Consider the following 21,100-nt stretch of genomic DNA (forward strand, 5'->3'; position numbering starts at 1 on the left):
GACCGACTGTGGTTGCTGTTTTCTTGAGTGTTTGACTAAGTATTGTGTCTTTTGTCAGCTTCGGCTGGCTTTTTATGACACAAATATGACGAATCGTCACAAATGGAGACTGTGATGAAACATGACAGCCAGAAGCCCACGTTCGATCAGCAAAACCGAGATAACCCTAATGCCGATAGCGCAAACACAGATCTAAACAGTTGGCACTCAATACCGACCAAGCGTTCGTTTATCGTTCTGCTGGTGGTGTTTTCAATCATCATTCTCTCTGCATTAGGGGCTAAGAACCTCTACTTTAGAGGGGACTACAACATCTTCTTCGAAGGCACCAACAAGCAGTTGATGGCGTTCGATGAAATCCAAACCACCTTTGCAAAAACCGACAACCTTGCGATTGTTGTCGCACCTGAAGATGGCAATGTCTTCACCCCTGAAACTCTCACCCTGATTCAAAATCTCACGGTTGATGCGTGGCAGATCCCGTATTCAAGCCGTGTCGATTCCCTTGCTAATTATCAGCACACCGAAGCCATTGAAGATGATCTTTTGGTAGAAGACTTGCTGTATGAAGAGTACGAACACACACCAGAACGCATCGCCAAAGTAAAACAGATCGCCCTTAACGAGCCGTTGCTTAAGAATGCCTTGGTGTCGGCCTCTGGCGATGTGACGATTGTGAACGTCACCGTGCAACTGCCAGAAGTGGACAAAACCGCAGAAGTGCAAGAGGTGATTGCGGCAATCAATACCATGATCGGCAAGTACCAAGCTCAGTATCCTAATGTCGAATTCCATAAAGCGGGCATCATAGCCATGAACAACGCGTTTATGACTTCGGCTCAAGAAGACAGCTCAACGCTCGTTCCCTTAATGCTGTTGGTGGTACTGGTGTTCCTGACCTTTATGCTGCGCTCGTTCTTTAGTGTGGTGGCGACGCTCATTGTGATCATCTCTTCGATTGTTGCCACCATGGGATTGTCTGGTTGGGCAGGGATGTTCTTGAGTACCGCAACCGTGAATGTGCCAACCTTGGTTTTAACTTTGGCGGTGGCTGATTGTGTTCACGTGATTGTGACCATGAGACAAGCGATGCAGCGCGGTATGGAGAAAGCACAAGCCATTCAATACAGCATCAAGCTCAATGCGATGCCGATTCTGATCACCTCGGTGACCACTGCGATTGGTTTCCTGATGATGAACATGTCGGACTCACCAGTGCTGCGTGATTTCGGTAACTTATCGGCACTGGGTGTACTTATTGCGTGCTTCTTGTCTGTGACTATGTTGCCAGCGTTGCTAAAACTGCTGCCAGTCAAACGTCTACCTGCCAACCCTAAGGCGGCAGACAAAGTCACCTTCATGGATAAGCTGGGCGATTTTGTCGTAACTAACCGTAAAGCACTGCTGCCGATTTCTACGCTAGTGATTGTTGGCGCTGCCGCGTTAATTCCGCTCAACAAAGTCAACGATGAATCGGTGAAGTATTTCGATACCTCAAGTGAATTCAGACAAGCGGCTGACTTCATGGAAGAGACCGTAAGCGGCATGACAACCCTCAGTATCGCAGTGAAAACTAACGAGTCTCAAGCGATTGCTGATCCAGTGTTCTTGCAAGCAATTGGTGACTTTACTAAGTGGCTACGCGTTCAACCAGAAACTGACCATGTGGCAACGCTTTCTGATGTTTATATGCGTTTGAACAAGAATATGCATGCCGACGACGACAGCTACTACAAGCTACCGCTGAACCGTGAACTTGCCGCGCAATATCTGCTGCTTTACGAAATGTCTCTGCCGTACGGCTTGGACTTGAACAACCAGATCAACGTCGATAAATCATCGATCAAAATGGTACTCACCGTCGATAACCTTGGCAGCGTTGAGCTAGTCGAACTCGAAGAGCGCATTTACTCATGGTTTGCAGCCAATGCACCGCAATATGAAGTGGTGGCTTCGAGCCCGTCACTGATGTTTGCTCATATTGGCGAAACCAACATGGCGAGCATGCTATCAACTTTGCCTATCACCCTAGTGCTTATCTCTGGCTTGATGATCTTTGCATTGCGCTCGGTTCGCTTAGGCATCATCAGCCTAGTGCCCAACATTGCGCCTGCGATCATTGGCTTTGGTTTATGGGCGCTTATCTCAGGTGAAATCAACCTCGGTTTGTCAGTCGTGGTCACGCTCACGTTGGGTATCGTCGTCGATGATGCGGTTCACTTCTTGAGTAAATACCAACGCGCAAGAATGGAAGGGCAATCAGCGGAGGAAGCGGTTCGTTACGCCTTCCACACCGTAGGTCGCGCTTTGTGGATCACCACTGTTGTGCTAGTGGCCGGTTTCTCTGTACTGGCGATGTCGAGCTTCAGACTCAACTCCGACATGGGCTTACTCAGCGCGATTGTGATTTTCATTGCGCTGGTGGTCGATTTCATCTTGCTACCAAGCTTACTGATGATCTTCGACAAACAGACCCACTATTCAGCTAAAACTCAGCACGAATCAAAGCCAGATACCAAGTCGCAGCCTAGATCGACAGCCGAACTGACTACTTCGACCAAATAAGGAAACGTCGGCCTGCTGCGGTGGGCTGACTCAAGGAGATATTTATGAAAAGCGTTAAACAAACATTCGCTACTACATTACTTACTGTTAGCTCGTTGGCACTGAGCACATTCGCCGCTTTCCCAGCATTAGCAGACCCAGCGAAAGGCTTAGAAATTGCCGAACAACGCAAAGCCGTCGATATGGGGTGGGGCGATTCTGTCGCGACCATGGAGATGCTACTTCGCAACAAACAGGGCGAAAGCAGTACACGTCTGATGCGATTGAAATCATTAGAAGTCGATAACGATGGCGACAAAGGCTTAACCATTTTTGATGAACCACGCGACGTAAAAGGCACGGCTTTCCTAAACCATTCGCACATCACCAAATCCGATGACCAGTGGTTGTATCTTCCTGCACTCAAGCGTGTAAAACGCATCTCTTCACGCAACAAATCTGGCCCGTTTATGGGCAGTGAATTTGCGTATGAGGACTTAAGCTCGTTTGAACTTGAAAAGTACACCTTCAACTACATTGAAGACGCGAAACTGGAAGGCGTAGACACCTTTGTTTTAGAGCAAGTACCGACCGATAAAAACTCAGGCTACACCATGCAAAAGGTATGGCTAGACCAACAGCACTACCGCCCAATGAAAGTCGAGTTTTACGACCGCAAAGGCGCACTGCTTAAAACTCTATCGTTCCAAGATTACAAACAGTACCTAAACCAATACTGGCGCGCACACACCATGGCGATGCAAAACCATCAAACAGGCAAAAGCACCGTATTAACCACGACAGATTTAGTGTTCCAGACCGGTCTTAAAGACAAGGATTTCCAAAAGAACACACTAAAACGTGCGAAATAAGGCAGGAATATGAAAAGGATTGTGGCAACAGGAACCCAATTATCCTTAACCTTGGCGGCGACCGTCGGGCTTATGCAGGTGTCGTTGCCTTGTGTGGCGGCAGGCTTTAGTCCTGATATCGCAGGGCAGGTTAACCTTGAACATAGGCAGTTCTTTAGCGACGGCTTACAAGGGCAAGACAAAGGACAAAGCTCACTGGTGTTGCAGCCAGAGTTTTACTGGGAGCAACAAGAGGGCAACGGCAGCATTACCTTCACCCCGTTTTATCGCCTAGACAGTGAAGACGATGAACGAACTCATGGTGATATTCGCGAAGCCTTGTATTTAACCTATTGGGATGATTACGAACTGCGAGCGGGTGTTGGAAAGGTATTTTGGGGCGTAACCGAATCGGCGCATTTAGTGGATGTGGTAAACCAGACCGATGCCATTGAATCGGTCGATGGCGAATCCAAGTTAGGTCAGCCTATGGTGCACTTCACCTCGATAAAAGAGTGGGGCACCATAGACGCCATGTTACTGCCGTATTTTCGTGAGCGTACATTCGCAGGCGAAGACGGTCGATTAAGACCAACGGTACCTGTTTCGGACGATGCGCTTTACGAATCTTCGCGAGAAGAAAAGCACGTCGATGTGGCATTGCGTTATAGCCAAATGTACGGCGATTGGGATGTCGGTTTAAGTTATTTAGGTGGTACGAACCGTGACCCTTATTACCGTGTGGAAGGCAATCAACTCAAGCCGTATTACGCGCAAATGCAGCACTTCGGACTCGATGTTCAAGGCATTATCGGTGACTGGTTATGGAAGCTGGAAAGCATTTATCGCGACAGCTACGACAACCATACCGGCGTGGCGACAGGCTTTGAATACACTTGGGTAGGGGCGCTTGAATCGTACTGGGACATCGGCTTCATTGCGGAATACTTGTATGACAGCAGAGGTAACAATGCCCAAACCATCGGCCAAAACGATGTGTTTCTAGGTGCTCGTTTCGCCTTGAATGATGAAGACGGCACCGAAGTGCTTACAGGCATTACTCAAGACTTAGATAACAGCGATGTCTACAGCGCGAAGCTCGAAGCTTCAAGCCGCATCAATAACAACCTCAAGTGGCGATTGAACGCTTGGTTGTTTGAGAACGAAACCCCAGAAGACTTGTTGTTCTTCGCTCGTAAGGATGATTTTGTTGAACTGGCGTTGGAATACTATTTTTAGTCTTTACAAAAAGTTAGTATTTCCAACCATTTAGCATTTCCAAAAAAATTGGCATTTCCAACAAGTTAGCATTTCCCGAAAAGTTAGCATTGGTTTCGTGGGGCGCTCTTGCTAAAGGGGGCGTCTCAGATTTAAGAAGCGCAATATTTAGAATGTTTAATGTCATCTTTTTATAAAATAGAGCAAATAATCGAATAGTCCCAAAGGTAAAATGGTTGTATTTTTCGAGTATCTATAACCTCCGAATATGCATGTAAATCGTGCTGGTGGTATCGGCCCTAAGGGATTTATGAATTTATTTAATTGGGATAAAAACTTTGAAACAGGCATTGGTGTTGTAGATGAACAGCATCAATATCTTGTTGGTATTATCAACCACTACGGAAATCTGTTGTCAGAGAATACTATCTCTATAGACGACATTAACATCGCTTTACTCGAACTCGCGCGCTATGCAGAATTTCACTTTAAAGAAGAAGAATCTTTGATGAGAGATTGCGGTGTACATGAGTTACACATTGAAGAACACATCAAAGTGCATCGTGTATTTAAGCAAGATATCTACGGTATGCAAGCTTTCATCTTAGAAGAAGATCAGGTGTCAGCACGGCAGTTATTGGACTTCCTCATCCATTGGCTTGCTTACCACATCCTCGGCATCGACCAAAACATGGCGCGACAAATGACCGCGATAGAAGAGGGCGCGACACCTCTGCAAGCCTTTGAAGCGGAAGAAAAGCAGCAAGATTCTGCGACTGTCCCGCTGTTGGCTGCGCTTAACGGCCTGTTTGAACAAGTCTCTGAACGAAACAAACAGTTGTTACGCTTCAACCAGTTACTCGAAGATAAAGTTGAGGAACGTACGGCAGAATTAAAACGAGCGAATAAGAGACTTGAAGAACTGTCATTAACCGACTCTCTTACTAATTTGCATAACCGTCGTAGTGCTTTTAAACAGTTAGCGCTGCATTGGCAAGACTCCAAAGAACTGGGCATGCCTTTAGTGTGTATTATGATTGATGCCGACCACTTCAAGCGCATTAATGACACCAGCGGCCATGATGCAGGCGACTTGGTGCTACAAACCCTCTCGCGTGAACTGAAAAACACGTTCCGTAATGATGATATTGTTTGCCGGTTAGGTGGCGATGAGTTCTTGGTTATTTGCCCAAACACCGACCTTAAAGGTGGGATGTACATCGCGGAAACCGCTCGACAGAAAGTGTCTGAATTAGAGGTTGAAACCAGTCATCAAGTTTGGATTGGCAGTATTAGTGTCGGTGTCGCTGAAATGACCCAAGAATTCGAAACCATGAACGAATTGATTAAAGCGGCGGATGAGTCCGTCTATTTGGCAAAAAACGCAGGGAAGAACAGCGTTTGTTCTATTCAGATCTAGCCTTCAGGTCATTTCCAAATTAAGAAGTGGAACCTGTAATTGTTCCACTTCTTCCTACTCCTCATTAATATCCTGTTAAATTTGCCGTGTTTTTAGGCAATAACTTGTTCTTTTAGCGATTCAATTTGGCATTGGTTGCGTGTTTGATTACTATGTGTAGCTATCTAAAAAAACTAATCATCCGATACGGACACTACCAACTGGTAGATGAGGAAATGATGCAACATCTAGAAGAGATCATTGCTAATGCAACGACTGCTATTGATACAGCAGATTCGTTAGTCGCACTTGATGAAGTGCGAGTTCAGTATTTAGGTAAGAAGGGTGAACTAACTCTTCAACTACAAAGCCTAGGTAAACTTCCACCTGAAGAGCGTCGCACTGCTGGTCAAGAGATCAACAAAGCGAAAGGTGCTGTTCAACAAGCGATCGCAGCTCGCAAAGACGCACTACAACGTGCAGAGCTTGAAGCGAAACTAGCTGAAGAAACTATCGATGTGAGCCTACCAGGTCGTCGCATTGAGAACGGTGGTCTTCACCCAGTGACTCGCACTGTTGAGCGTATCGAACAGTTCTTTGGTGAGCTTGGCTTTAGCACTGAGTCTGGCCCTGAGATCGAAGATGCATTCCACAACTTTGATGCACTAAACATCGCAGACGATCACCCAGCTCGTACTGATCACGATACTTTCTTCTTCAACCCTGATCTAATGCTACGTACGCACACTTCTGGTGTTCAAATCCGTACGATGGAAAACGGCAAACCGCCATTCCGCTTCATTGCTCCGGGTCGTGTTTACCGTAACGACTACGATCAAACTCACACGCCAATGTTCCACCAAGTGGAAGGTATGTTAGTTGATGAGAACGTAAACTTCGCACAACTTAAAGGCATTCTTAACGATTTCCTTTGTAACTTCTTTGAAGAAGAAGTTGAAGTGCGTTTCCGTCCTTCATTCTTCCCGTTCACAGAGCCTTCAGCTGAAGTTGACGTGAAACGTAAAGATGGCAAATGGCTAGAAGTTCTAGGCTGTGGCATGGTTCACCCTAACGTACTTCGCTCTGTTGGCATCGACCCTGAGAAATACTCTGGTTTTGCATTCGGTATGGGTGTAGAGCGTCTAACGATGCTTCGTTACGGCGTAAATGACCTTCGTGCGTTCTTCGAGAACGATCTTCGTTTCCTTAAACAATTCAAGTAATCCGGGGCAGTCGAAACTATGAAATTCAGTGAATCTTGGCTACGCGAGTGGGTTAAACCTGCAATTAACAGCGAAGAGCTAGCTCACCAAATCACTATGGCTGGTTTGGAAGTTGACGATGTAGAACCTGTTGCTGGTGAATTCACCGGCGTTAAAGTAGGTAAAGTGGTTGAGTGCGGTCAGCACCCAGACGCAGACAAACTACAAGTAACTAAAATTGATATCGGCGAAGAAGAGCTGTTAGACATCGTATGTGGTGCATCTAACTGTCGTCTTGGCCTAACTGTAGCAGTAGCAACAGTTGGCGCAGTACTGCCTGGTAACTTCAAAATCAAGAAAGCAAAACTACGTGGCGTTCCATCGCACGGCATGCTTTGTTCTTTCTCTGAGCTAGGTATCGACGTAGAGTCTGACGGCATCCTTGAGCTACCAGAAGGCACAACGCTAGGCATGGACGTACGTGAGCTTCTTGAGCTTAACGACGTAACTATCGACGTAGACCTAACAGCAAACCGCGCAGACTGCTTCAGCATCCGTGGCCTTGCTCGTGAAGTTGGCGTACTAAACCGCGCAGACGTTACAGAGCCAACAGTTGACGCTGTTGCAACAAGCATTGAAGACACAGTATCTGTTGAAATCAAAGCAACTGATGCTTGTCCACGTTACCTTGGCCGTGTGGTTAAGAACGTAAACGTGAAAGCGGAAACACCAATCTGGATGCAAGAAAAACTGCGTCGTTGTGGTATCCGTTCAATCGACCCAGTTGTAGACATCACAAACTACGTGATGCTAGAGCAAGGCCAACCAATGCACGCATTTGATCTAGCTAAGATCGAAGGCGGCATCGTGGTTCGTCTAGCAGAGCAGGGCGAAAAGCTAACACTTCTAGATGGCAACGAAGCTGAACTAAACAGCAATACGCTTGTTATCGCTGACCACAACAAAGCACTAGCAATCGCAGGTATCTTTGGCGGTCAAGATTCAGGTGTGACTACTGAAACTACAGACGTACTTCTTGAAGCTGCGTTCTTCGCACCGGATCACATCCGTGGTCGCGCACGTGCTTACGGCCTTCACACAGATTCTTCTCTACGTTTCGAACGTGGTGTTGATTCAACACTTCAAGCAGCAGCAATGGAGCGTGCAACACAGCTTCTAGTTGATATCTGTGGTGGTGAAGTTGCGCCAGTAAACGGCAGCGAATCTGAAGCTGATCTTCCTAAAGCAAACGTAGTTGCTCTACGTCGCGCTAAGCTAGACAGCCTACTAGGTCACGAAATCCCATCGACAGACGTAGTGGAAATTCTTACTCGCCTAGGTTGTGAAGTTGAAAGCACTGATGCTGGTTGGACGGCAACGTCTCCATCTTGGCGTTTTGATATCGCAATCGAGCAAGACCTAATTGAAGAAGTAGGTCGTATCTACGGTTACGATAACATTCCAAACCAAGCGCCTAAAGCGGCACTTAAAATGAATGACCACAAAGAAGCTAACCAACCGCTTAAGCGCGTTCGTGACCTTCTTGTAGACCGTGGCTACCACGAAGCAATTACATACAGCTTCGTAGAACCAGAGCAGCAAAAACTTGTTGTACCTGGTGTTGAGCCGCTAATCCTGCCATTCCCAATCTCTGCGGACATGTCAGCAATGCGTCTTGGCCTAATCCAAGGTCTTCTAAACACAGTTGTTCACAACCAGAAGCGTCAACAGTCTCGCGTTCGTCTATTCGAATCAGGCCTACGTTTCATCCCTGAAGCAACGGCAGAAAACGGCATGCGCCAAGAAATGATGCTTGCGGGCGTTATCTCTGGTACTCGTGGCGAAGAGCACTGGGACATTGCAACTAACACTGTAGATTTCTTCGATCTTAAAGGTGACCTAGAAGCCGTTCTTGAGCTTTCTGCAAACGAAATCGCATACAGCTTCAAAGCAGCTAAGCACCCAGCACTTCACCCAGGTCAAACTGCGGCTATCGTAGTAGACGGCAAAGAAGTGGGTATCATTGGTACTGTTCACCCAGAGCTAGAGCGCAAGTTTGGTCTTAACGGCCGTACTATCGTATTCGAAATCGAATGGGCAGCGATCAATACTCGCGTGCTTCCAGAAGCAGTAGCGGTATCTAAGTTCCCTGCAAACCGTCGTGATATCGCGGTTGTTGTTGACGAAGCAGTCGCTTCTGGCGACATCGTTGAAGCGTGTATCGCTGCTGGTGGCGAATTCCTAACAGGCGCTAAACTGTTCGACGTATACGTTGGTCAAGGCGTTGAAGAAGGTAAGAAGAGCCTAGCTATCGCACTTAGCCTACAGTCTGTAGAGCGCACACTTGAAGATGCAGACATCGCTGGTTCAGTAGATGCTATCGTAGCTTCAATCTCAGAGAAATTCGGCGCAGCACTTCGCGACTAATCTCTTCTGATAGATAGAAAACCAAAGGCCTCGCATTGCGAGGCCTTTTTTGTTGTAGGTCGAATAGAGAGTAGGGCGTTAATTCGTTATTAGATAGAAATGAGTTATGGGAACTCCTAAATTAACCATGAAAGTGTTACGCTAGGCATGGTAAACATCTAATATAGTGGCAAATTTATCTAATTTATTACAGTATATATCTGATTTTATAACATTACATATGCATTATAATCAAAACTTATCTCGAAGAATAAGTATAAGCAGTAATCAATAAAAAGGACTATTGGTTTGAGTTGGTTTGAAAAAATATTTAATACGCTCCAATATAACGTAGATAAAAACATTAAAGAGTCGCTTTATGAAAACAAATCGTTTTTAGATAGTCGATGGACCTTAGTTGAACGTAACATTTTAACATGGTCAAAACGTTATATTATCTATGCGTGTTTACTCTTTGTATTGGCTTTTTTGATTACGTCATGCTTGCTACTTTGGAAGGTTGACCTCGCAAAATCCACAATTAAATATTTTCCTTATTGGAAAAAGCTAATCGAGTGGCAAGATATTTTGTTTACGGCACAACTTACCATAGCTGCTGTCATTTATCCGCTAGCAATAGGTTTAGTGAGTTTACTTTTTCAGAACAAGTCATCTAAGAAAACGTTAATTCCTGTTTATAAGAAATACTCAGGCGTTATGTTTGCTGGGCTTAGTGGCTTTTTTCTCGCCATGTTTATCCTTATTAGTTTTTTGTTAAGTGCCAGTTTATCTGATTCTTCATATCTTGCATTATGCCTGACATCAGTTATTTGGATGATGTTTAATGTGTCGTTAACCATATGGTTTTTCGTTAGTACTTTTAAATTGCTAGATGAAAAGTCAGCTAAAAAATTAATGATGCGTTACACCATTCATGAATGGTGTGAGCACGATATTCGTAACCGATTAAGAGGTTTGTTATTAGAGAATTGTATAAACAATAAGCTACTGACGAACACTGAAACAAGTGTGTTGTCGGTCAAAACCTATCACATTTCAGATGATGAGATGCACCATGTTGATATTCAATATAATTCTCCTCATTTAGTTCACAATGTTAACTTTCGATTTTTAAATATCATTATAGGTATTCAGATATTAAAGCTAAAATTGGCTCATTGGTTTTTAGACTTAACTGTTAGTAAGTGGCTTGCTAGCAAAGGTTTGACTTTATTTATTAAGGTAGAAAAATCAAAGCCAGTCATTGTTATTAACCCTTACTGGCAATCAAATTCTAAAAAGCTGAATCTTATTAAATATAACAACATTAACTTAAGTAAGTTGACATGTTGGTTTGTCAGAAAGTGTTTTAAAACTATTTCAAAAGATAATGAATTAGATTCTGAAAGTCTTGTTTTTATTGTTCAAGGTATTATTGGTGAAGCTCAAGATGCTATAAGAGATAAGGACATTTCTGCATTTAAAATTGCTATGAACGATATTTCACATTGGCATTGTGAAATAGCTTCAGCCATTGGTTTTATTAATGATAGTAAAGAAGAAGATAACTGGTTATTACTACCAAACTCAGGTTGGTTCAGTAGAAGCTACTTAGATGAGCTATTAACTGAGTATTATTTACTCTCAAAAGCTGCAACAGAACTAATTCCTGAGAATAGTGAGTTTTATGTTCAAGCTATATATTTGCACAAGCGAATTTTTAGTCAACGAGATCAAAAGATAGTCAAGGAAGGTGTTTCATTAATTCAAGGTAGCTACTTTATGTGGTCATTGTTGATGGAGTGGCGATCATATTCTTCACACTCATCAGAGCTTAGAATTTCAAATAAATATGAAGATGTCTTATATGACTTTGTTGGCTCATGGGAAGGTTGGCTTGATTATATTGAGTTACGCTCAAAGCGTTCAGTAGATTCAATCGAAAACTTGCCTTATTTTCTATCTCACCTTGAATATACTGCTCATATGCCTATTACCGCTTTAAGGTATGGAAATATTGAAGCAGCTGGCTGGGGTGTTGATATGCTTAATAATTGGTTTAGAAAGTTTTCTTTTGATCGATATAGACATGAAGAATACAGCTGGCATTCGCAAATAATTACACATGTAACTTTAAATGTTGAGCCAGATAATGAACTTTGGACTGCGATTACTAATAATGAAGGTTATAAGGCTGATGTTGCTTTTGAGCTTGCTGTAGCCAATACCGCATTTGATATTAGAATTTTAGCCGCTTGCTATATGCTGTTAAAGCCGAATTCAGTAGATGATGAAAAAATAAAAGAATATGTTTTTGCTTTATTAAATGGATCACCTATTCATCCTACTGGCGGAATAGATAACGCTATGAAAACATGTAACTCACCTAGTGATATATTAGGTGCGTATATCAGACAAAGAAATCACGGGCATTATGAAGAAAGAGGTTACGGAGCTTGGTTAACTAAAATTCTTGACTCTTTTGGGCGAGTAAATGAGAGCAAAAAAGTTTCTGGCAGAATCTATTCTGGTTGGGGAGCAAATGATCCTAGAAGTATCAATAAAGCATTTGTTGAAATTGCAATTTCACTGTCGGTAAGTAAATGGCAACTAAATAGCCGATGGATAGAGGTCATTTTTTCTGATGTATTTAGACATTTGGATAGAGATGCGATTAAAAGCGACCTTAATGAGTGGCTTAAAGTAGCGAGTGAGATTGATGGTTCAATACTTATTTCTGATAGTGATTTTGAAGATAAAAGAACTTATTTTAATGAGTCGATTGATGAGGTGATTAAACAACTTGATAATCGTCAATCTCAGGCTATTATTGATGCTCCGTTAGATGAAGAGTTATTAAAACAGTTTGGCTTTTCATGTTCAGAATCAATTAATACTTTGCAAGTATCTCCTAGCTACCCAGTAAAGTTGTTCAATAGTATTAGTTCGTCTCTTAAACAAAATGAGGGCGAACTTTATTCTGCCAATGTTACTCAATACCCTAAAGAAAGAGTAGCGCTAGGTTTAGAGACAAACCGAGCAATTAACGAAAATGAATGGCTGAGAGATGCCATAGATAATGATCTGAATATAAGAATAATGAGGTATTTAGTTAATTATCAAGATGTTAAACCTATTGAGTTTGATACCAATAATAAAATTATAAAAGCACTTATCAACTATTCTAAGGAAATAAGTAAACCGATTTTATTTATTGGTGATCATCAGCTGAATGTTGAGATTAGAAAATCACGATATAACCCTGATGCAAGTTCTGATTTTAACGTTGAATATTTTGATGGGTATGGCCCTGATTACATTTGTCATTTAGATGGCATAGAGACTTATAAATTGAGGTTTTCTGATACTAAGTTTGTTTTGCTAACATCTAAGAATTTATTTGAAAATATTAACTTTTATAAAATTGAAGATAATCGATTTGTAGAAGTTTCGTATAAAAGTGATGATGAAAAATCTGCTTTAGGAGAGCTAAGTATGGAATACAGAATAGAAGTTTCGCTAGCGTTAGAGCAGCCATACTTTAAAGCCTCAGTGAAGAGCGAAGAAGAATACGAATAAAGTTTTGAGAAGTGTAGTCATAAGAAGTCGAGTAGCATTAATTAAACAAGGCTTTTTCTTAATCGGCTCTGTTATCTTTACTCATCTCGCGTCAGACATGATTTGGTTAAGTCTTGAAAACGTGAGAGGTTTTTATCTAAATTGCTATTGACCCGTCTACAACTTCACACTTTATAGTGGCTATATTGATTGAGAGGGGCGCTTTCTGTGTTCCCTCTAAAGTAAGTAGAGAGACACTATGAAACGTTTAATTCTAAACATCACACTCTTGGTTTTCATGGCGCTTGGTAGTTTTAATGCCATGGCTCATGATTCGACGGTTAAGTACGGTATTGCGATATCTTACGATGATGAGAAAATTGCGTATGGCAAAAGCGGGAGTGGGGAAACAGCGCTGATCTTCATTCACGGTTGGAGCCTAGACAGTAAGCTTTGGCAAAACCAAGTGAGTGAGTTTTCAAAGAAGTACCAAGTGATCACTATGGACTTAGCAGGGCACGGTAACTCATCGTTCAACCGCCAAGAGTACACCATGGTGGCGTTCGCCGAAGACATCAAAGCCGTCATCGAGAAAGAACAACTCGAATCCGTTATCTTAGTCGGCCATTCGATGGCGGGTGGTGTTATTGCAGAAGCCGCTAAACTGATGCCGAAAAGAGTTAAGGGCATTATTGGTGTTGATACATCGCAAAACGTCGCACTAGCGGTTTCACAAAGCGACCTAGATGCAATGACCAAACCATTTGAAGCAGACTTCCAAGCGGGTATCACTACGTTCGTGAAAGACTCGCAACCAAAAGACGTCGACGCGGATTTACTTTACTGGGTAACGCAAGACATGGCATCAGCACCGCCAGCTATCGCGATAAACCAGTTCCGCCATTATCTAGGCCAATACGTAACAGGTGAAGCACACCGCGTGTACGAGAACGTGAATGTGCCAGTAATCTTGGTGAACGCTCGTCTATGGCCAACGGATTCAGAAGCGAACAAGAAGCACATCAAGGACTACAGCATTTACTACATTGAAGACTCAGGCCACTTCCCAATGCTAGAGCAACCTGAGCAGTTCAACGTAACCTTGATGAAAGCGGTTAAGTTAGTGAAGTTGGGCGCTGTAGTTGCTGATTGAAAAACTAAGGCCTTTCGTATTGTGAGGTCTTTTTATTGGAACTAATATCTCATTTTATTATTACTTCGAGGAAGAATTACTGTCCTTGACTATTATTCGTACAGTTGATATGCAAGAGGGGGTTCTATATGTTAAAGATTATAGCTTGCGCTACCGTACTCGTTGTAATGACGGGCTGTACTTCGCCAACAATTCTTTCTGAGAGTAAAGATAAAGAACTCTCTCTGTCTAATGAAATTCTTAATAATGAGTGTGTAATAGTGCCACTTGCCACTGGGGATGGTGAGAAATTAACAGGCGCATTGACTGCTTTCGTTGTTGATGCAGCAGCCACACTACTGATCGATGAAATTCAAACTAGACTCGAAAATGCAGCAAAACAACAGGTTATGTTTAAAAATAGTACCTTTATAGGAGTCAGTAACAGTGGTTTAGCAGATGTCAATTGCGAACAAAAAGTAACAGTCACTCATAATGGTACTACTTCCCATGGAGTCCAGCTTGTATTCAATAATGCTAACTCTCTTCCACTAATAAGAATTCAAGCAACATCAAGTGATGGTGACACAATACCACTACCAAAAGGTTGGAAAAAAGCTACAGCTTCTTTAAGCCTAAAGTGGAAAACGATTTATTCCAAAGGTGGAATAGTAAAAACTTCTCAGACTACCCCAATTGTAGTCGCGGAGTTTAAGTCAAAAGACGACGGCAAACCTTTAACATTTATTGAGCAATCTAAACCAATCATGCTTCAAGCACCGAGCGCTCCAACTGATGCTCCGAGTGTACATGTTTTGACCTACACATTTACCATGGTGGAATCGACGAACTCAAAACTGCTTGGGCAACTTGCTAAGTCATTGAAAAAACAAAAAGGGGCAATGGTAGACGAGATTAATAAAGCTTACATAGAAAGCTTGGATGACGATTGATATTTGCTCTGTGGTAAATATTACTAAAGTTCATTTGGAGGATATATGAAAACTAAATTAGTCATGCTTGTTTTCGTTCTTATTATTAGTGCCTGCAGTAGTAAGAACACATATACAGTGATTGAAGACCAAAGTGGTAACGACAGAAGTTTTGATGGAATCGTTGATATCATTAATAAAGAGGGGAACACCAATGTACTCTTTATCCATGGTATGAGTGGATACGCGAAGCTTGATGATGAAAAACCAATTGATCCATGCACTGTCATTAATAGCGTAAGAGCAAAGTTTGGTTTGTCAGCGGGTGATTTCCAATACCCTGATCTACATTGTTCTGATACTTTCAATGTCGATGATAAAACGGTTCACTTAATGTCAATGCATTGGAGTGACGTAACGAGCTTTCAAAAATTACAGTTGAATGCTATCGACCAGCAGAGCAGTTTCGACGAGAAAAGGCTCGATATTACCAAGCAAGCGAAATATGGATTAGTTAATGATGGGTTTGCGGACGCACTTATTTACACTGGAAGCTACAAAGACTCAGTGTTGAAGAGGATTATTGATCAGTATAAACGGATCCAAGAAACAAACCCTGCAGATAAGGTAATCATTGTAACTTTTAGTTTAGGGTCTTCCATTTTTATTGATTCACTAGAACGTCTAAATCAAAGTGGCGAACAAGACCTTTTAAAAGGTAAAATTCAAATGGTTTACATGATGGCAAACCAAGTCCCTCTTATCGATCTTGCGACATCTGACGTGACAAATAAACCTGAAGCAATCCCGCAAACTTATGAAACGATTTCGCCTTACCTGCGTAATTCAATAGATAAGAGCAATGATAAAGTACGATTCGTGGCATTCTCTGACCCAAATGACCTTCTTTCATACCCATTAGACAGCGAAAGAATGGGTAACCTAAAAGGTGACTATGTAAATGTTATTGCTCCTTCGGCTGATAAAACATATTACGTTCCATTCTTTAAAAAGTTTTCAATTGTAAACTATAAAAACGCCCACCTAGCCTATGTCTACAGTGAACCTATTATGAAGTTGCTACTTGATGGGTATAAAAAAGAAGAATAGTAGACGATGTATTAGGTCAGTAAGTTGGGCTATTTATATCTAGTTCTAGGTATTGGGAAAAGTAAATTACTGGACTCGAATTAAGGTTCGCTCCGGCACTGCCCAAACCTAGTTCAGAATGACTTAATTCCCTTAATCTTTTTGTTTTATTAGTTCTTTATTTCCAATTTAATTAACTGGTCGGTTAGGCGAAACTAGCTAGTTTGTTGACATGTTGGAGCTGTATTTCCCGCTAGTATAACTGAGGCCTCGCGTGTGCGAGGCCTTTTTGTGAGTTGGAGCTTTTGCTCGCTACATTCATTTCAATTTGCGAGTGATGATCGCATCGTTCATTCGTTTATGGTCCTTAAACGATGGCCTCATAGTTATATAAATGACCTATCACCCACCCCTAGATACGTAATTATCACCCCTGTTATTAGTAAGGGCTGACCGAATTTAGGAGGTACTTTCTAGTGATAATCACTTTAACTATGTGTTTAGGACGTCCTGCTATGGCTAAGAAAATAATATTCATTCATGGTCGCGCTCAAAAGCCCGATAAAGCTCCCCTTCAAGCACTCTGGTACGAAGCTATAGAGCATGGCTTGCAGCGAGATTGTGGAGACTCAAGTTCATTACAAGCTTTTAAAGATGTCGATAAACGGTTTGTTTATTACGGTGAACTATCAAACACATTGTTAGAGAAACTAACGGAAGACCCTGCAAGTCGGCAGCAAGCGTTGTCTGAACTCAAAAAGTACAAGACAAGCCAGTTCAATAAAACAACGTATAATAAGGTATCTAAAATTGGTTTTCTAAAAGAGGCGTTAGCAGATACTTTTTCATCGCTATTTGGAAAACTGGGTGTGGCTGAGACACTCATAATGAAGGTCGCGCCGGACATGGCGCATTATTGGTATGAAGATACCTATTTTGGCAGCGATGTCAGGCATAGGCTAATGGTTGAGCTGAAGGAAGCGCTTGATAATCAGGATGACGTGATGATTGTATCGCACAGTCTCGGGTCGATGATCAGTTATGACGTGCTGTGGAAGTTGTCTCATTACGGAGAGTATAGACACGACTATGGTGCGGATAAGAAGGTCAACTTATTGCTGACGCTCGGGTCCCCGTTAGGCGATGAAAACGTAAAAGATAGGCTAAAAGGGAGCCGCTTGAAAGATGAGAAGAAGTACCCTTTAAACATTCAGCAATGGATAAACATATCGGCAGAAGATGATTTTATCTCTCATGACAGCAAAATTAGAAATGACTTTAAAGATATGCTCAAACTTGGTCTGATACCCGGCGGAATGAAAGATATCAACCCAGTCTATAACCTTAATATTCGAAACGGAAAAAGCAATCCGCATGCTTCCATCGGTTATCTAATTAATCCTAAATTCATCAAAGTATTGGATGAATGGCTCTCTAGTTGATGTGGTTTTACTATCGCCAATTACTTCGGTGATCGTTCGTTGAAACTTAGATAAAACAAAGCCTCGCGTGCGCGAGGCCTTTTTGTTTGTGCTGACGAGGCAACTGACTTGGACAATATTAACTACTCTGTGTAGATAGCTATTCCATTAACCGTCTGTTCTGAAACAGGGATTAAGTACTGGTAGTCTGTGCCGACGCCTCCCAATACTACAGAGCTGTTGCTTCCTGTCGCTTGAAGTAAGACCCCATTAGCTCCTAGTTTGGCCGCCTGATTTTTTAACTCTTCGATTGCATAGTCGATGGAGCCTTGTTTCGTCATCCCTGCATCACTAGATGCGTCAACTAAAGCTATTTTTTCATAGCTCTCAGGCGCTTCAAGATATAGCGTAACCTCTTGAGGTGTAATTGGGTCTCTGGCTTCACCGACTAATATTGCTGAACCAGATGCACAGCCAACTAAAAATAGCGTTATAGAAAGAGCTAAGGCTTTAAAGATATTCATTGGTATTAGGTCTGTTTCTGGAATTAGGCGCGGAGTATAGCGAAATAAGACCATCTTTTAATTATGGGTATTGTAACAAGTTGCGTTATTGCTTGTGAATCAGATGCATATGAGACTTGACCTATAATCCCTCCTAACCTCCCCTTGGTTTACATCTCCAATTTCTTGTTGGTAGCGGGAAAGGGGAGGAACTGAATACAGATCGCTACATGTGCAGCGCCAAAGAATGTTCTCCCCCTCGGACGTATATCTAATGAGATCGGTGAACTCCATTTGAGGGGGAGCTAGAGGGGGGAGGTTTGGGTTTAATTGAACCGTTCCACGGAATTTCATTAACTGCGACAAGTCTGTGACTTTGTTTTACTTATTATTCAATCCAACTGGCACAGACCTGATTTGTACATCATCGTCAGCGACAAATAATAATCTCCAATGAATTTATCAAAGAAGTAAAAGCTCCCTGAATACTTATCAATCCCAAAAAATAACATTCTAAAAATGATCGTGTAACAATTTGTTAACGAGTTGTATTGTCTCTGTGTTCTTTGTCTTAGTTGCATATCGTTACCAAGCTCAGAACATACCATTATTTTTGAGGATCTGAATATGAACGGAAAACTAATAGCGGCTTTATCGTTAAAACTTAAGAAGCAAGATATCTCTAGCCAACCTCCAAGACTGGTACGCTCAAATGCTGCTTTTGAACCGAATCCAGCCCCGTCAGAACACCACAAAAAAGAGTCTCGCTAATTAGCTTGCTCCCTCTTAATAAGGCACTCGAGAGAGTGTCTTATTGAAGATGTGTGCTGAGGAAAGGAATGGTTTATGAATAATATACAAAACAGTCTCTATAGTTTATTTGACACCCAAGGTGTGAGTCTTTCAAAAGAATACAAGGATTGCATTGAGAAATATTTAGTATCTGATTTGTCTTTCACTTCTGAGATGATGAATGGTTTGGCTCGAACTATTTTTCAAAATAAAAAGATGATGGCTTACTACCTTTTACACAATGCAATCGATGAGGCTAAAGGTGCGGCAAGGTTACGAATGATCGCAGAGCGGTATGCAGATGATGAATTAAGGCCGCTTATGTTGCGTCATTATAACGATGAGATGAATCATTCTACGTTGTTTGCCAGCCTTATCCCTTTTACTGGGTACGAGACAGAAACGCATGAACATGAAGTTCAATATGAGTTAGATAAAGTCATGAACTTTGACGATGAGCTTAAGACATTCCTGTTTAGGGTTCACTCTATTGAAATACGTTCATGGCGTTTACTGTTACTGCATTTGGCGATCATCGATGAGTCTGACGATGATTACATGAAACAAATGCGTCCAACGATTCAAAAAATCTTAGAAGATGAAATGCAGCATGTGTGTTACACCGGGAAATATGTCAGTCGTTGGTTACATGCTGAGCCACACTTAAGCAAAGTTTTTGTTGAGTGCATTACCCACACGAATAAAGAAACATGGGAAGACCTCTCTTCGATGGCTTTATTCATGCGCGATCATATTCATGATTTTCTTTTAGAATCGGCGGTTTAAATGACTCTCTGGCTTAGGCTTTTAACATCGCGGAGCTCATTCGCGATGTTGGTTATCATCGCTATCGCGTCAGTGATAGCGAATACTGGATGGCGAGTCGTGATGAATAACTTCGCTGTCGACACTGTTGGTATGACCGGGGCTGATGTGGGTGTATTGCAGAGTGTCAGGGAAATCCCAGGCTTGCTCTCATTTACCGTTTTGTTTCTGTTGTTCATCGCTTCAGAACAAAGAGTCGCTGTACTGTCGGTTGCAATATTAGGGCTAGGCGTTGCCGTGACGGGGTATTTGCCTTCGATTTATGGCTTCTATTTCAGCACGACGATCATGTCTATTGGTTTCCATTATTTAGAAGCGGTGAACAAATCACTCTCAACACAGTTGTTAGCGACTAAGAACTTCAGTGAATCAATGGGGAAAATTCGATCTGCTGCCTCTTTCTTCTCGATGGTGACTTTTCTATGCATTATGGTCGCGAGCTATCTTTTTGACGTTTCAGATAAGGCTATTTTCTTTACTTGTGGAGCAATATGTTTCTGGCTAGCGGTGTACTTGGTCACGTTTAAAAATACTCATACAGAGGTTAAACAACACACTAAACTCATTGTCCGACGTGAATACACGACCTATTACATTCTTACCTTTTTGAGTGGAGCAAGAAGACAGATCTTTGTGGCATTTGCTGGCTTACTGATGGTGACCAAGTTCCACTATACGATTGCGATGATGGCCGCTTTATTTATGGTATCCAGCTTAGCAGCAACTCTTGCTCTACCTTATGTTGGGAGATTTATCGACCGAGTCGGAGAGAGGCTAGCTTTGATCATTGAGTATGCCGCGTTAGTGTTGGTGTTCCTATCTTACGCATTTGTGGATGATCATTATGCTGCAGCGGGGTTGTATGTTGTCGACAGTATCATTTTTAGTTTTGCGATCGCTTTGAACACCTACTTTAAAAAGACAATTCGGGAAGATGAAGTGGCTTCAACGGCGAGTTTGTCATTCACCATCAACCATATTGCAGCGGTGTTCCTACCATTTCTGTTGGGAATCATCTGGATGTCTGGTTATCAATGGGTGTTTGTTTCTGGAGCAGTGATTGCTTTGATTAGTCTGTTGGTTTCGTTGACTATGGGTACGCAGCTTCATCAGCGAATTAATGGATTCGATAAGCTACAGAAACAATAGTGACAATCATTTATCTTACTGGTTTGATAGATAAAACTAAGGCCCCGCGATTGCGAGGCCTTTTTGTGTTCCAGCTAAA

15 protein-coding genes are annotated in these 21,100 nt (G+C 42.3%); 14 read left to right on the plus strand and 1 reads right to left on the minus strand.

The annotated features are described in order from the left end of the window. Positions 1–102: 102 nt before the first annotated feature. The 11 genes from AB6D93_RS02100 to AB6D93_RS02150 all read left to right on the plus strand — a co-directional run bounded on the left by AB6D93_RS02100 (position 103) and on the right by AB6D93_RS02150 (position 17,773). On the plus strand, positions 103–2,565 hold the full coding sequence (locus AB6D93_RS02100) for an RND family transporter (protein WP_240799497.1): 2,463 nt from the start codon (positions 103–105) through the stop codon (positions 2,563–2,565). A 44-nt stretch (positions 2,566–2,609) separates the two neighbouring features. Next, on the plus strand, positions 2,610–3,416 hold the full coding sequence (locus AB6D93_RS02105) for an outer membrane lipoprotein-sorting protein (RefSeq protein ID WP_102333212.1): 807 nt from the start codon (positions 2,610–2,612) through the stop codon (positions 3,414–3,416). Between the two features lie 9 nt (positions 3,417–3,425). Further along, on the plus strand, positions 3,426–4,634 hold the full coding sequence (locus tag AB6D93_RS02110) for a hypothetical protein (protein ID WP_102333213.1): 1,209 nt from the start codon (positions 3,426–3,428) through the stop codon (positions 4,632–4,634). A 247-nt stretch (positions 4,635–4,881) separates the two neighbouring features. Next, positions 4,882–6,033: a GGDEF domain-containing protein gene (locus AB6D93_RS02115; RefSeq protein WP_372049989.1), complete on the plus strand. Its 1,152-nt coding sequence runs from the start codon at positions 4,882–4,884 to the stop codon at positions 6,031–6,033. 218 nt (positions 6,034–6,251) lie between these two features. Beyond that, positions 6,252–7,235 (plus strand): phenylalanine--tRNA ligase subunit alpha, encoded by a 984-nt coding sequence (pheS, locus tag AB6D93_RS02120; protein ID WP_004734764.1) that lies wholly within the window; start codon positions 6,252–6,254, stop codon positions 7,233–7,235. 18 nt (positions 7,236–7,253) lie between these two features. Continuing rightward, positions 7,254–9,641, plus strand: coding sequence for a phenylalanine--tRNA ligase subunit beta (gene pheT / locus AB6D93_RS02125; protein ID WP_102333214.1), 2,388 nt, complete (start codon positions 7,254–7,256; stop codon positions 9,639–9,641). A 288-nt stretch (positions 9,642–9,929) separates the two neighbouring features. Beyond that, on the plus strand, positions 9,930–13,199 hold the full coding sequence (locus AB6D93_RS02130) for a hypothetical protein (protein ID WP_102333215.1): 3,270 nt from the start codon (positions 9,930–9,932) through the stop codon (positions 13,197–13,199). 238 nt (positions 13,200–13,437) lie between these two features. Beyond that, positions 13,438–14,331, plus strand: coding sequence for an alpha/beta fold hydrolase (locus tag AB6D93_RS02135; RefSeq protein WP_102333216.1), 894 nt, complete (start codon positions 13,438–13,440; stop codon positions 14,329–14,331). A gap of 128 nt (positions 14,332–14,459) precedes the next feature. Continuing rightward, on the plus strand, positions 14,460–15,263 hold the full coding sequence (locus AB6D93_RS02140) for a hypothetical protein (RefSeq protein WP_017091243.1): 804 nt from the start codon (positions 14,460–14,462) through the stop codon (positions 15,261–15,263). A gap of 45 nt (positions 15,264–15,308) precedes the next feature. Continuing rightward, on the plus strand, positions 15,309–16,352 hold the full coding sequence (locus AB6D93_RS02145; protein WP_102333217.1) for a hypothetical protein: 1,044 nt from the start codon (positions 15,309–15,311) through the stop codon (positions 16,350–16,352). A 494-nt stretch (positions 16,353–16,846) separates the two neighbouring features. After that, positions 16,847–17,773, plus strand: coding sequence for a hypothetical protein (locus tag AB6D93_RS02150; RefSeq protein WP_102333218.1), 927 nt, complete (start codon positions 16,847–16,849; stop codon positions 17,771–17,773). A gap of 122 nt (positions 17,774–17,895) precedes the next feature. Here the strand turns inward: AB6D93_RS02150 and AB6D93_RS02155 are convergent, their stop codons facing one another. Further along, complete coding sequence (locus AB6D93_RS02155; RefSeq protein ID WP_065583532.1) at positions 17,896–18,276, minus strand: hypothetical protein; 381 nt, start codon at positions 18,274–18,276, stop codon at positions 17,896–17,898. A gap of 606 nt (positions 18,277–18,882) precedes the next feature. On the opposite strand from AB6D93_RS02155, the gene AB6D93_RS02160 reads away from it, so the two are divergent. The 3 genes from AB6D93_RS02160 (at position 18,883) to AB6D93_RS02170 (ending at position 21,021) form a co-directional block, all read left to right on the plus strand. Continuing rightward, entirely contained in the window at positions 18,883–19,026 is a 144-nt protein-coding gene (locus tag AB6D93_RS02160) for a hypothetical protein (protein WP_157938615.1), read from the plus strand. Positions 19,027–19,101: 75 nt separating this feature from the next. Then, complete coding sequence (locus tag AB6D93_RS02165) at positions 19,102–19,833, plus strand: GTPase (RefSeq protein WP_065583531.1); 732 nt, start codon at positions 19,102–19,104, stop codon at positions 19,831–19,833. Positions 19,834–19,878: 45 nt separating this feature from the next. Continuing rightward, on the plus strand, positions 19,879–21,021 hold the full coding sequence (locus AB6D93_RS02170; protein ID WP_065583540.1) for an MFS transporter: 1,143 nt from the start codon (positions 19,879–19,881) through the stop codon (positions 21,019–21,021). Positions 21,022–21,100: the final 79 nt, after the last annotated feature.

It is taken from the genome of Vibrio sp. 10N.247.310.23 (assembly GCF_041467155.1).
Classification (GTDB): Bacteria; Pseudomonadota; Gammaproteobacteria; order Enterobacterales; family Vibrionaceae; genus Vibrio; species Vibrio crassostreae_C.